This window comes from Lacrimispora indolis DSM 755 (genome assembly GCF_000526995.1).
GTDB classification, from domain to species: Bacteria; Bacillota; Clostridia; order Lachnospirales; family Lachnospiraceae; genus Lacrimispora; species Lacrimispora indolis.
On the sequence record NZ_AZUI01000001.1, the window covers coordinates 5,856,581 to 5,869,522 of the forward strand.

General features: G+C 45.3%; 12 protein-coding genes. 3 read left to right on the forward strand and 9 right to left on the reverse strand.

Annotation, left to right across the window (positions count from 1 at the left end):
* Nucleotides 1–51: 51 nt before the first annotated feature.
* The 5 genes from K401_RS0128430 to K401_RS0128450 all read right to left on the reverse strand — a co-directional run bounded on the left by K401_RS0128430 (nucleotide 52) and on the right by K401_RS0128450 (nucleotide 5,146).
* Nucleotides 52–372, reverse strand: coding sequence for a PTS sugar transporter subunit IIB (locus K401_RS0128430; RefSeq protein WP_024296127.1), 321 nt, complete (start codon nucleotides 370–372; stop codon nucleotides 52–54).
* Between the two features lie 39 nt (nucleotides 373–411).
* A complete protein-coding gene (locus K401_RS0128435) occupies nucleotides 412–750 on the reverse strand; it encodes a PTS sugar transporter subunit IIA (RefSeq protein ID WP_024296128.1) in 339 nt (112 codons plus the stop codon).
* A 151-nt stretch (nucleotides 751–901) separates the two neighbouring features.
* Nucleotides 902–2,821, reverse strand: coding sequence for a BglG family transcription antiterminator (locus K401_RS0128440; RefSeq protein ID WP_024296129.1), 1,920 nt, complete (start codon nucleotides 2,819–2,821; stop codon nucleotides 902–904).
* Nucleotides 2,822–2,864: 43 nt separating this feature from the next.
* Nucleotides 2,865–3,959, reverse strand: a complete 1,095-nt coding sequence (locus tag K401_RS0128445) for a DUF871 domain-containing protein (RefSeq protein ID WP_024296130.1) — start codon at nucleotides 3,957–3,959, stop codon at nucleotides 2,865–2,867.
* Between the two features lie 209 nt (nucleotides 3,960–4,168).
* Nucleotides 4,169–5,146 (reverse strand): sugar phosphate isomerase/epimerase family protein, encoded by a 978-nt coding sequence (locus K401_RS0128450; protein ID WP_024296131.1) that lies wholly within the window; start codon nucleotides 5,144–5,146, stop codon nucleotides 4,169–4,171.
* Nucleotides 5,147–5,341: 195 nt separating this feature from the next.
* Between K401_RS0128450 and K401_RS0128455 the strand changes: the two genes are divergently transcribed.
* Nucleotides 5,342–6,127, forward strand: a complete 786-nt coding sequence (locus K401_RS0128455) for a DeoR/GlpR family DNA-binding transcription regulator (RefSeq protein WP_024296132.1) — start codon at nucleotides 5,342–5,344, stop codon at nucleotides 6,125–6,127.
* A 15-nt stretch (nucleotides 6,128–6,142) separates the two neighbouring features.
* Here the strand turns inward: K401_RS0128455 and K401_RS0128460 are convergent, their stop codons facing one another.
* The 4 genes from K401_RS0128460 to K401_RS0128475 form a co-directional block, all read right to left on the reverse strand.
* On the reverse strand, nucleotides 6,143–7,138 hold the full coding sequence (locus K401_RS0128460) for an ABC transporter permease (RefSeq protein WP_207641467.1): 996 nt from the start codon (nucleotides 7,136–7,138) through the stop codon (nucleotides 6,143–6,145).
* The gene (locus K401_RS0128465; protein ID WP_027352279.1) at nucleotides 7,135–8,628 is read right to left on the reverse strand and encodes a sugar ABC transporter ATP-binding protein; all 1,494 of its coding nucleotides are present in this window, start codon (nucleotides 8,626–8,628) and stop codon (nucleotides 7,135–7,137) included. The genes K401_RS0128460 and K401_RS0128465 overlap by 4 nt, the downstream gene beginning before the upstream one ends.
* An 85-nt stretch (nucleotides 8,629–8,713) precedes the next feature.
* The gene (locus tag K401_RS0128470) at nucleotides 8,714–9,751 is read right to left on the reverse strand and encodes a substrate-binding domain-containing protein (RefSeq protein WP_024296134.1); all 1,038 of its coding nucleotides are present in this window, start codon (nucleotides 9,749–9,751) and stop codon (nucleotides 8,714–8,716) included.
* A 40-nt stretch (nucleotides 9,752–9,791) separates the two neighbouring features.
* The gene (locus K401_RS0128475) at nucleotides 9,792–11,033 is read right to left on the reverse strand and encodes an oxidoreductase (RefSeq protein ID WP_024296135.1); all 1,242 of its coding nucleotides are present in this window, start codon (nucleotides 11,031–11,033) and stop codon (nucleotides 9,792–9,794) included.
* A 304-nt stretch (nucleotides 11,034–11,337) separates the two neighbouring features.
* On the opposite strand from K401_RS0128475, the gene K401_RS0128480 reads away from it, so the two are divergent.
* Together K401_RS0128480 and K401_RS0128485 are read left to right on the forward strand one after the other, a co-directional pair.
* Entirely contained in the window at nucleotides 11,338–12,279 is a 942-nt protein-coding gene (locus K401_RS0128480; protein ID WP_024296136.1) for a 1-phosphofructokinase family hexose kinase, read from the forward strand.
* Nucleotides 12,280–12,300: 21 nt separating this feature from the next.
* The gene (locus K401_RS0128485) at nucleotides 12,301–12,915 is read left to right on the forward strand and encodes a class II aldolase/adducin family protein (protein ID WP_024296137.1); all 615 of its coding nucleotides are present in this window, start codon (nucleotides 12,301–12,303) and stop codon (nucleotides 12,913–12,915) included.
* Nucleotides 12,916–12,942 lie beyond the last annotated feature (27 nt).

A 12,942-nucleotide genomic window follows, 5' to 3' on the forward strand; every position in this document is an offset into this window, starting at 1 on the left:
CCCGTTTTTATTTGTTTTTGCTATTATTAATGTTCTGTTTTTTAATAGCCGTTATTTGGAAGCTTTTAAAAGTTTTATTGCTGATTTAAGGACCTTTTCACCATTCATCATGCCGTAATCGGTCTGGTCAATGACCTGAATGGGGATACCCCTGCTTCCGTACTTTTCCACAATTTCACCATAGCGGTATTTGACCTGGGGCCCTAAAAGGATCACATCCGGCTGCTTTTCATCGATGATCTGGCCGATCTTGCCGTCCGGGAACGCCTCCACTTCAATGGGAAGGTTATGTTCGTCAGCTACATTCTGCATCTTGCTCGCCAGCATGCTGGTTGACATCCCTGCACTGCAGAATAAATACACTCGTTTCATTGTAAAATCCTCCTTGCTATTTGCATTTTTTTATTCCCGTCATTGATTCCCCACCTTCTCCTCCAGCTCTGCGATCCTCTCATAGCTGGCAATCATCTCCTCTGCGATGATTTTAAAGCTTTCTGCGCTCATGAGCTGGTCTTCCGCATGGATCAGGATCAGGGAATTGCCCACCAACTCACCCTGGGCCTCTTTCTGGATCAGTTCAAAGTGGGCCTCATGTCCTGCCAGAAACATTTCATGACCGGCTTTGATACATTCCCCTGCACCCATAAAATCCCCTTGCTTTGCTTTCTGGATCGCCTCAATGTAGCTGGACCGTGCCCCGCCTACATTGGATATGATTTTAAAGCAAATCATTTCTAATCCCTCTAACATATTGCTGCCTCCTGTATGTATTGATAAAAAGCAAAATGCAGCAAAACTGTTCTGTTCGCTGCATCTTAACTTAAGCTGCCTTTATTGATTATCATTATAAGGCAGTGATTCACTTTTTTTCCTTAAATGCATTTCCTAGCTCTTAGGAAATTCACTCCATGATCCGGTCAATAAATTCTTCATATTCGCAGGGAGCCGCTAATTTTGCCAGCTCTTCAGGCTGATTCACGATGTTGGATATCCAGTCAAAGAAGATTTTAATCAGCCTGGCATCCCCTTTGTTGATGGCAAACAGCATCACCAGCCGTACCTCAAAGACGCCCCATTTCACAGGATTTTTAAGCTGAGCCACCGCAATGGCGGAATTCCTGGCAAAGGCTCCGAAAGCATGGGGAATTGCAAATGTATTCACAAAGGAGGTAGGGGACATCTGTTCCCTCTTTAAAACCACATCTGTAAATTCCGGTTCCACAACACCCGCCTGTACCAGGCCGGAGCACAGCATGCGGATGATTTCTTCCGGACTGGCGCAGTCCACCTCTGTGTGGTAGTGTTCCCGCCGGATCAGGCTGCCCATGTGGGAGGAAAACTCCAGACGGAATCCTTTCTTATCCAGACGGTTGATGGCCTGTAGAATTCTGGACTCTGTCTCGGAATCCACAAACAGGTTAACGGAAACTGTCTCCACAGCCAAACCGTGCTCTAAGGGAAAAGTACTGAGCAGCAGGTCCGGATCCAGGGAGGATACTGCCTCCTCTTCAAAATAACCAAAGACCTTCACCACTTCCATCCTCTCACGAAACATATCGGAAATTTTCTTTAAGCACATGTCAGAGAAAGACTGGTTGTGGGGCAGGATCATGACGGCACGGTACTTCCTTCCTGCGTTCATGCGCTCACTGGCAGCTCCCAGATGGAGGGCAATATAGCAGCTCTCTGCATCGGATATGGGAGTATCAAGCCTTTCTTCCAGAAATTCTACCACGTAGATGCCCATCTCAAAGACTAGAGGATATTTGCGCTTGATCCCTTCCACAAACACATCCTCCATACGGGCCTGGTTCCTGACCCGCTCAACCAGTCCGTGAATATGCATCTTAAGGCCTGCGATAAGGTCCTCATCCTGACGGAAATCCAGCCCGAACAAGGCGTATATCTGTCCCAGAGCCTCGCCTACCAGTTTCCCGGTACTGAGCCAGCTGCCGCCGAAATTCACGAAATCACCGGTATAATTGGAAGCCTTTCTGCCCATGACCACAAGGGCGAACATACCAACTTCGCTGTCGTGGATCTTTATGTGGAGACGCTTGGAGATGCGGTCAAAAAAATCCTTAGAAATCTGATACTCAATGGTATCCTCCAAATCCTGTATCTCCTCTTCCATGCTGATGTAGTTGGCACAGTTCATCCGTTCAATGCTGGTACCGGCATGCAGCATAAGCATGGGAAACATGGATTCATGAATGGAATAACCGTATTCCTTCAGCACATCCACGAATATATCCTTTACCTCGATCAAGTCAAAGCTTTTGTATAAATTAGCCAGCATGTTTAAGTTGAGAAAATTCTCCTGCACCTCGGCCATGAGTAAATCCTTGTAAAACCGCCGTTTTCCGGCCTCATCCCCCTTCAAGGAAATACATTCCTTATTGCGGACCAGCCTTAAGCCGGGATAGGGTTCCAGCATCTTCCGTATGCGCTTCAAATCATTGTCAATGGAGGCTCCGCTGACATAGATCTGGCTTTGGAGCAGAGTGAGGTTCAGTTCTTTCACTTCGAATAAGAGCTTCTGTATTATGTATGCACAGCGGGCACCGGGAGTCTGGGGGATCCCCGCTTCACGGGATTCCTTAGATGGAAGGGGCGATAGCCTGGCCTTTTCACAGATGCGGTAGCCCTGCCGCACATTGGACTCTATGGGAGGCGGGATCATGTGTCTGTTGATGGATTCCACATCGGAACGTATGGTCCGGTCCGACACCTGCAGAAGACCGGCCAGGCTCCGGCTGGTTAACCAGTCTCCCCGCTCAGATAATATGGCAAGCAGCTGCTCCTGTCTCTTATTCTGCATGTTTAAATACCCCTTTTCTTCATTCTTCTGTAAGTACACCTGTTCAAAGGGTGCGGAATGTGAACACTGTCCATGGTTTTGCATAATCCAGCAAAACATGCTCATGTTCAGGAAGATGACCGATCACATTTTTGCGGCCGTCATTTGGCATGTCCTTGGTAACGACCTGGAGTTCCCCCTTATATTTGGGATAACCCTCATTTAAAATAACCACATCGCCGCGCTTTAAGTCCCTGGTATTAGCAGCAGGGATAGACCGGTCCGCAAATGTAACCCTGGGTCCGGAGGAACGGATCATATACTCGCCCATATCACCTCTTACCACATGCTTAAGCTCATAATCCAGGATCTGGCTCTCGGTCTGAGTCAGTTCTTTCTCCCTCTGAATGCCAAAGGTCAGGAGGCTGGGATTGAGGGCTGCGCAAGCGTTCAGTTCCTCATCAGTGGCATAGGCATTGGCAATGAGCACATCATCTACCGAGCCGGTGGCAAAGAGATGGCGCACCTGAAAATCGACCGGCAATCCACGGTGCATCTCCAGAGTACACAGCCCCTCGTTTACGGGCCACGGGCCGTATGCTCCTGGTGCATTGCAGGAAACAAATGCCGCCACCTTAAGCCCCAGTGATTTCATCTTATCATTACAGGCATTAAAATGCTTCAGGCTCAATCCTGTATATTTCTGCGGATAAAAGTTGTGGCAGGTGACCAGCTTGTCACGGTCCGGATGGTGGTCCATAATATTTTCCACATACGCCAGCTTGGTGCTGGCATTAAGTTCCACTTTAAGTCCATGAGGATTGTAAGTCATAAGGCTTTCCTTCATGCCGTCAAAGCCTTCGTCCAGACGGATGCCATCCACATGCATTTCCTGAAATATGGATAAGTCCTCATAGGAGATTCCCAGCCTTGAGAATACGGCAGGGCTCACATCGGGTATGATCTCCATACCGCAGGCATGGGCTTCATCCGCCAGTCTTCGGAAACGGCCCATTACCTCTTCCCTGTTCTTCCCCTCAACGCTTAAGAAGCAGGTAAAGATTCTCTTATAACCCAATCTCCCTGCCTTTCTGATATATTCCATGTCCTTTTCTTCAGTAGAATGCTCCGGATAAACGGAAATACCCAATCTCGCCATATGTATAACCCCTCTCTTATTATTTAACCGGCCGGTACTTTCGTACCGAATGGTTCTTTGATATTAACTATAATCCGTACAAAGAGAGTTTGGAAGTAAATCTGTTTCCTAATTGCTAGGAAATAAGCTTGTTTTGCTATAATTGGGTCTGAAAAAATAAGCCAATGTCAGGACGGCCTGACATTGGCTGTAATGGAGAATCTGCTCCTCTATTCTTTGTTAAATAATTTGTCCGTTCTTCCCTCATAAGGATTCTTGATCATGAGGGGTTTTAAATACTGAGCCACTTTTTCCACTCCATCCATTCTGCTCATGGTAACATCCTCATGCTCATAGCTTAAGGAACCGTTGTAGCCCACCATGGAAAGCTCTGTAATGACCCGCTTCCACTCCACCTGTCCCCAGCCGGGAATCCGGAACCGGTAGGTATGGTTTAATGCCGACATATCTCCATGCATCAGAGTTCCTCCTGTGGGAAGGTTATGGGAGGCCAGCTCCGCATCCTTTGCATGCACATGATAAATCCTGTCTTTCAGCCGGTCGATTACAATGGCCGGATCGATCATCAGATACATAATATTGGCCGGATCAAAATTATATCCCAGCGCCGGATGATAATTTACCAGCTCCAACGCCTTTTCGGCTGTGTAAATATCATATACAAAGCTGTTTGGATGAATCTCAATGGCAAATTTCACTCCATATTCCTGAAACTTGTCCAGAATCGGCGTAAAACGCTCCGCAAACTGTTCTTCGTATTCTTTCCAGCCCTCTCCATAGGGAAAAAAGAAAAATCTTCCCCAGTTTTCCACTCCCGGATATCCGACCACAATGGGCACCTCCAGGGCATTGGCAGCCTGGGCCGTGCGTATCAGACTTTCAGTCCCATGCTTGATCTTCTCTTCCGGGGTCCCCTTGTAAATAAAATCCGTTTCCTTGCCGGCAGGTCCCATAATCAGAAAGGAATCGGCATGATTGCTTAATGCCTGTATGGACATTCCATAGCTTTCAACCATTTTCCGGACATCGGAAGCGGCATTGCCCTTTATAACGTCCTTTGTCTCCAGTTGCCCATTGCCCTCGTAGGCAGGGATCTCCAGAGTTTCATAACCATAGGCTGATACCAGCTTCACTACCTCCTCCAACGGCTTCTCACTAAAATTAGCAGAAAAAAATCCCAGTTTCATCTTGCTACCTCCTCAATATTGTCATTTCTTCGTTCTTTGTTTACTTCCTCTTTTTATGCCCGTTTGTTTCTGTTATTGTATAATTTTTTCTGTTATAAATCAACTTTTATTATCACAATATGTATTGACTATCCCCGGAACAATTGATATTATGAGCTTAATCAAGTATTTTTATATTAAGAATCCGGAGGCGCCATGTATAATATAGAACGAAAATCAGAAATCATAAATTTGTTGGAAACACACAAAAATGTGAATGTTGCCGAATTAGCCGCACAGTTTCAGACATCAAAGGAAACCATCCGCCGGGATCTCCGGGATCTGGAGCGGGAAGGAGTCCTGATCCGGACCCATGGCGGCGCCATGCCCGCGGAACAGAAAACAAACAGTGCCGTCATGCAGGACAAGTATCCTGTATCCGTCCGGGGAATACGCCGGTTTCAGGAAAAGCAGGCCATCTGCAAGCTGGCGGCCTCCTATATCCAGCCGGAGGATACCATTTTTGTGGACAATAGTTCTACAACGGCCTATCTGGCCCAGTATGTTCCCGCCAATATACCGGTGACATTTATTACTAATTCCATACAGTTCTTACTGGAAGCCGCTAAATTGAATAACCAGAACCATATGTACATATGCCTGGGAGGCATATTCAAAAGCTCCAACTTATCCATTTACGGCAACATGTCACTGGATAATGCCAAGGTATATTATCCCAATAAAGCGTTTCTTTCCTGCTCCGGAATCTCTGCCAACCGTATGATCACCGATTCCAGCATCCAGGAGCTGGAAACAAAGAAGCTGATGATCGAATTGTCCAACCAGGTGTTTGTATTGGCAGACCACAGCAAATTCGAGAAAGACGGACAGATCTTTTTATCCTCTTTCAACAATATAGACTATATCATCACCGACAGTCAGGCAGACAGAAGCAGCTGCAGCTATCTCGCCAACTATGGCGTGGAACTGATCACGGTATAATTCCATTTTCCGCCCTTATTCTTTATTTAATCTGGTCTGTAAAAGGACTGCAACAATGATGATCCCACCTTTTACCGCACCGACTAAAAATGCGTTTACACCCAGCAGATTCATCATATTATTAATAATCCCCAGGGTCAGTGTGCCAAAAACGGTAAACAGGATCTTTCCCTTGCCGCCGGACATGCTGGTTCCGCCGATGACGGCCGCAGCGATGGCATCCATTTCATAGCTGGAGCCGGAAGACGAGGAATTAATGCTCCCCAGTCTGGAGGTTTCCACTATGGTGGCAACGGCAACTAAAACTGCAGATACTGTGTACACAAAATACTTCACCTTGCTGACACATACTCCCGACAACAACGTAGCTTTTTCATTGCTTCCCACTGCGTAAATATGTCTTCCTATTCCGGTATGGTTGACCAGCAGATGGATGATGACCACACAGATCACCCAGTATATGATTGGCATCGGGATTTTGCCGAATAAATTGGTATTGGATATTTTTATGTAGGCATCCATTTTTTCTCCGCTGGCCATTACGCCTCCACCATTGAGGAAATACTGGGATATGGACCGGTACATGGTCATCGTTCCAAGGGTAGTGATAAAGGCGGGAATTCTGAACTTTGCCACCAGAACTCCGGTTAAAAAGCCGAAAACAATTGCGGTTGCCACAGATACCAGTATGGTCAGCACAATGCTCTGTGTCGTATTAAGCACCTTAATTGCCACAAACCCGATCATGGCAAGCTGGGATCCCACGGATAAATCAATTCCTCCGGTAATAATGATCAGAGTCATGCCCAGAGCGATAATACCAATAATCGAGTTGTTTCTTAAAATATTAATAATGTTGTTCCAGGACAGAAACATTGTCCCTTTCAATGCCACCGCCAAAAGAAACAGTACAACAAATGCAATCAGAGCGCTGTTATCGCTGGCTGTCTTTTTCCAGTCTCTTGATGAACCAGTTCCTTTCATTGTATACCACCTTTCCATCTTCCTCATAGCTTGCCGCCTGTGGCAACAATCATAATATTCTCCTCATTTGCTTCTGCCCGAGGGAATTCCTTTCGTATTTCCCCGTGATACATAACATAAATCCGGTCACACAGCATGAGCACTTCCTGGGCCTCGCTGGAAAGAACAACAAAGCTCATTCCTTCTTTTGCAAGCTGCATGATAATACCGTATATCTCCAGCTTTGCTCCGATATCCACGCCCTGGGTTGGATTATCCAGGATAACCAGATCCGGATTGGAGCTCAGCGCCCTGGCCAGAATAACCTTCTGCTGATTTCCCCCGGAAAGGCTCACGATCAGATCATTTAAATGATTCAGCTTGATATTTAATTTCTCCACATAATCCTGATTGAATTGTTTCTCTTTCTTCTTTTCAATAAAGAAACGCTTCTGCAGCCTTTTTATAATGGATATGGACAGATTATGGGCAATGCTTAAATCCTTAATAATGCCGTTCTCTTTTCTGTTTCTTGGCAAATAAGAAATCTTCAGCTTTTTGGCTTTTACTGTGCTGTCCATCTTATATTTGGAATCCCTTATAAAAATATTCCCTGTATACTGCTTATTACAGCCATAGACAGTATTAAAGACCTCGTATCTGCCGTCTCCCAGCAGTCCCGTAAATCCAACAATTTCTCCCTGGCCCACATGAAAATTAATATTTGAAAATTCTGAGGCTCTGGATAAATTTTCTACCCTCAGGATGTCCGGGCCGATTGTTCTTTCCATATATAAATCATTATAGGACAGTTCTTTACCAACCATATACTTTGCCAGGAGCTGTTCCGAAATATCAGGTCCAACAGCTCCGCTGCTGACCACACAGCCATCCCTCATTACCGTATACGCATCACAGATTTCCATTACTTCATTTAATTTATGGGAAATAAATACGAAACTGATTCCCTGTGATTTCAATTCCTTCATGATACTAAACACATGGGCAATTTCCACATTGGTCAGTGATGTGGTAGGTTCATCCATAATGATAACTTTCGAATTTTTCATCAATGCCCTTGCTATTTCTACAATCTGCTTATATGAGGCATTGATATCCTCCACTCTTGCAGCCGGATCCAGATCGATCTTCATTCTGCCCAGGATTTCCGCCGCCTGGTCATACATACTTTTTTTGTCCAACCGGCCGCCCTTTTTCAGTTCACGGCCCAAAAACAGATTTTCATAAATATTTAAATCATTGATCAGAGTCAGTTCCTGATGAATAAATGCAATCTCATTCAGATTCCCATGCATTCGGTCTCCGATTTTATTGACAGCTCCATCAATTGCAATTTCCCCTGCATCTCCCGGAATTACCCCGCCCAGTATATTCATTAACGTCGTCTTTCCGGTTCCGTTTTCTCCAAGCAAGGCATGAATGCTGCCTTTTTTCAAAGAAAAATCCACATGATGCAGCACACAGTTTGCTCCAAACGTTTTTTCAATACCGCACATTTTGATTATGTATTCGCTCATAATACTCACTCCTGTTGAAAGCAGGGCTGTCGTATATCTCACCGGAAATACAACAGCCTGCTTTTTTTGCACCCTTATTCTTTCATCAATATGGGGAATCTGAATTCACAAAATCTGCAACATTGCTTAAATCAACAGTGGACGGTTCAATGATGGTATCCTTTGGTACGTATTTCCCATCCAGAATATCCTTTGCCGCCTGAATTGCATCGCTGATCATGGAAGGACTGTAGGTCTCAGTAAAGCAGTTGATATCGGTTTCCTTCTGAATCTTAGAATACCAGGACTGAGCTCCGCCTCCCCCGGATATGTACTTCACATCGGTCCGGCCGGCATCCTTGACTGCCTGGAGAATCCCCAGAGAAGGCTCATCATCAATAGAGAATACCGCATCGATCTGAGGATTTGCCACCAGCATGTCCGTAGCCATGGACAAACCGGCTTCCTGAGTAAATCCGGAAGCAGAAACTTCAATCATCTGGACATCCGGATAGGATGCCGTTATTTCCTTTTTAAAGGCCTCGGTCCGTTCTACGCTGACAGAGCCAACGCTGGGAGCTGACATGACCGCAACAATCCCCTTTCCGCCCAGTTTTTCACCCAGGTATTTTGCTGCATTCGTACCGATGCCGGCATTATTTCCGGCAACATAAGCGGTATAATCGCCTGTAACCTTACGGTCAAATACGATCAGCTTGATTCCTGCATCAATGATTTTTTGTGCCGCTACGGATACTTCATCATTATGGGGCAGCAGAACAATTGCAGAGCATTTCTGAGCAATCAATTCATCAATCTGATTGGCCTGTTCATTTACATTGGCGGAAGTTACTATTTTATAGCCGCTTCCCTCATCAAGCCCCAGACTCTTACATTTCTGTTCCGCATAGTAAATAGTTCCTGCAACCCAGCCGTGGTCGGCCGCGGGAAGGGCAATACCGATCAGGCCGGCAGATTTCTCCTCTGCACTTGCTGAAGTCTGATCCTCTTTACTGGTTACTGCTGCGCTTGAGCTCTCTTTTCCATCATTGCCTCCGCTTTTCGATGTGTTTTGTCCGCATCCAGCAACCATACTTCCCAGCAGGACCACTGTCATGAAAAGCACTCCTAGTTTTTTTACCATTGTTCCTCCTCCAATAAGTTAAATTTTATTTGATCACCACTTAGGTATGATGAATCCTTAAGTTACCTTTCTCCTTGCGCGTTCTGACCAGTTCCTCATGGGCAGCCTTATCATACGCACAGCATCCTACTTTGCTCTGCTGGATCAGCAGCTCCAGACATTTGTCACAGAGGAGACAGAACTTGATTTCCTCTTCTTTTCCTTCCCTGAGCTTTTTCGGTAAAAACGGATCGGCAAATGACTGTCTTCCCAAACCGATCATATCGGTCACATGATTTTCAACACACCATGCGCCATAATTAAGAAGATTGCTCTCCTCCGGTGTTACCGCACACAAGTCATTCTTTCCATTTCGATAAGGAGAGAAATTGGAGCCTATGACTACGGTTTCCGGTTTGAGCACCTTTCGAAATTCCTTTGCCCAATACTGGTGCAGATAAGCATAGTATGGAATATGTCTGTCCACCTGGGTCAGGCTGATGGTAATGGACGGGCTGCCTGCAGACTGAATAATAAAGTTAGCCCCTCTCTCTTCCAGGCCCTTGATCAGAGCCAGCGGTTCTGTTAAGTCCATGATAGGCGAACCGGGGCCATCTGTACCAAAGCCTCCCGGAAAGCCTTCCCAGGCTGATATTTTTGAGCCCACCAGGAACTTCTGGTCCGGTATTTCTTTTCGTATCCTCTCAATTAATTCAAAAGCAAACCGGCTCCGGTTCTCCCAGCTTCCGCCGTACTTCCAGTCCCTGCTATTGTGGGGACGAATCATCTGGCATCCCAAGTATCCATGGGATAACTTCATATCAATGCCATCCGCTCCGGCGTTATAAGCAATCTTTGCCGCAGTCACAAAGCTGTCCATGATCCTTTCAACATCTTCTTCCGTCAGCAGCTCTCCGCCATATCCCGGAAGAGGATTGGGCGTCACCCGTTTGGAAAATGCCGGATTGGATATTTCCCCTGAATGTGTCAGCTGAAATATAAACAGGGATTCCGGATTGGCTGCATGGACCTTTTCCACAAAAGCGGTCAATGGTTTCTCATTCTTAGGCAAAATCGTCAGCTGATTATCTCTGGCGCGGCTTTCTCTGGTCACCGTAATCGCTTCCAGGGAAATAAGTCCTGCCTCTCCTCTTGCCAGATTACAGTATCTTTCTGTTGTCTCCTCCGAGGGATTGCCCGTTTCATCTTCCGAATTACATTCCATTGCCTGAATAAAAAAACGGTTAGGTGCTATCCGGTCTCCTATTTTAATTGGTTCTAGTAATGTTTTTTTGTAATCCATATCGTCCTCCTATTTGCATTTGTGCGTTTGTTTTTGTTTATGTGTGTAATATATCATGTATTTACGTTTATTTCAATAAAAATTTTCAATATCATTCTTTTTTGTCATATTTGCACAAATTACGATAACCGTTTTTGTGTGTTTTAAAAGATAATCAAAATTAATGTTGCGTTTGTGCCCGTTTCGTGTTACTATGTGGTTGGAGTTAAATGATTTCTTTATTTTTTAATCGTATACGCAAATATTACGGTCAAAAACGCACACTCCAGCAAAAATACATCAGGGAAAGGAGTATACCTAAGAAATGATACATACCGTAACTTTAAATCCTGCCATAGACAAGCTTCTGTATTTAGAACATTTCCAAAAGGACATAACCAACCGGCTGCAGTATTCCGATGACACCATTGGCGGCAAAGGAACTCATGTTTCGATTAATCTGAAACTTCTCGGTCTGGACAGTGCTGCTTTTGGAATCGCCCATGGTCCCACAGGAAAAAAAATCATTCATTTATTGAATGAGCACAGAATCCTTACTAATTTTATTATGGATGAGACCGCTGATACAGACAGCCGGACCAACTATTTAATTATAGAAGAGAACGGCCACTGCTCAACCTTAGCTTCCAGAGGCGTATTGCTGAAACAGATGGAGCTTGACCAGCTGATCCAAAACATGATCAGTCAGATTAACGATGGAGACTATCTTGTTCTGTCCGGTGACGCAACCAATTGTCCGGATTCTGCCATATACAACACCATAATCCGGAGGCTGAAGGACAAAGACTTAAAGGTCTTTCTGGATACCAGCGGAGAGACTTTAAGACAGTGCATTCAGGAATCCCCCTATTTAATCAAGCCCAATCTGGATGAACTGTCCAGCCTTTGCAATGAAACACTGGATACGGATGAAAAAATAATCCATGCCATTCAATCCCTGGAAAAGTACCGCATTCCCGTTATAGCGGTCTCTTTAGGCGGAAACGGCTCCATTGTAAAAACACCGGAAGGAATTTACCGGGTACAGCCGCCTAAGATCGCGGTTAAAAATACCATAGGCTGCGGAGATTGCTTCCTGTCTGGAATTATCTATGGCTTGAAGCAAAATTATTCATTTTCCAATACATTACGTCTGGCCACGGCAATTTCTGCCGCCACAGCGGAATCCTCGTCCTCGGTTGGCTTTGATTTAAACCGGGCAAGGGAATTGGAATCACAGGTACAGATAACGAAAATTACATTATAAATAAGAAAAGGAGTGTTAACATTGAGTAATTTATCCTATATCGAATTGCGTGAAGAGATGTGCAAGGTTGCTAAATTAATGTGGGAACGCCGGTTAACCAACGCCGCAGGCGGTAATTTTGCCGTGCGTGCAGATGAAAACAGGATTTTAATCAGTCCGTCCCTGATGTCGGAGCAGAAACACTGTGAATTAAAACCCGAGGATTTCCTTTTGATCGACTACGAGGAGAACATCCTGGAAGGTACGGGAAAGCTTTCAAGGGAAGGCCTGATGCATGCCCTTATTTTAAAAAATTTCAAGGAGATCGGATGCACCATACATGCCCATCCCTTTTACTGTATGCCGTTTGTGGCAAAATCCGCTCCTATCCCCAATTTAACGGAAGCTACCATGGGCAGAGGCTATGTGGGCTGTATTGAGTACACCAAAGCTTATACTCCTGAGCTTTCCATGAATGTTTACCAGTATTTTGAAGATCACCGGGAACTGGCCATGAAAAAGCCCATCGGCGTGATCCTGCCCCTTCATGGCGTGGTTGTATCCGGTCCGAATATTTATTTAGCTTACAGTATGCTGGAGCGGATTGAATGCGATGCGTTCTGTTCCATCACCAGCAGCTTGATCGGAAAGGAATAAAGCTTTATACTAACAGCAAAGGGTTAA

Coding starts and splice junctions, on each gene's coding strand:
- K401_RS0128470 (WP_024296134.1), bottom strand. CDS start 9,751: ATGGTAAAAAAACTAGGAGTGCTTTTCATGACAGTGGTCCTGCTGGGA.
- K401_RS0128445 (WP_024296130.1), bottom strand. CDS start 3,959: ATGGCGAGATTGGGTATTTCCGTTTATCCGGAGCATTCTACTGAAGAA.
- K401_RS0128450 (WP_024296131.1), bottom strand. CDS start 5,146: ATGAAACTGGGATTTTTTTCTGCTAATTTTAGTGAGAAGCCGTTGGAG.
- K401_RS0128465 (WP_027352279.1), bottom strand. CDS start 8,628: ATGAGCGAATACATAATCAAAATGTGCGGTATTGAAAAAACGTTTGGA.
- K401_RS0128475 (WP_024296135.1), bottom strand. CDS start 11,033: ATGGATTACAAAAAAACATTACTAGAACCAATTAAAATAGGAGACCGG.
- K401_RS0128435 (WP_024296128.1), bottom strand. CDS start 750: ATGTTAGAGGGATTAGAAATGATTTGCTTTAAAATCATATCCAATGTA.
- K401_RS0128455 (WP_024296132.1), top strand. CDS start 5,342: ATGTATAATATAGAACGAAAATCAGAAATCATAAATTTGTTGGAAACA.
- K401_RS0128460 (WP_207641467.1), bottom strand. CDS start 7,138: ATGAGGAAGATGGAAAGGTGGTATACAATGAAAGGAACTGGTTCATCA.
- K401_RS0128480 (WP_024296136.1), top strand. CDS start 11,338: ATGATACATACCGTAACTTTAAATCCTGCCATAGACAAGCTTCTGTAT.
- K401_RS0128440 (WP_024296129.1), bottom strand. CDS start 2,821: ATGCAGAATAAGAGACAGGAGCAGCTGCTTGCCATATTATCTGAGCGG.
- K401_RS0128430 (WP_024296127.1), bottom strand. CDS start 372: ATGAAACGAGTGTATTTATTCTGCAGTGCAGGGATGTCAACCAGCATG.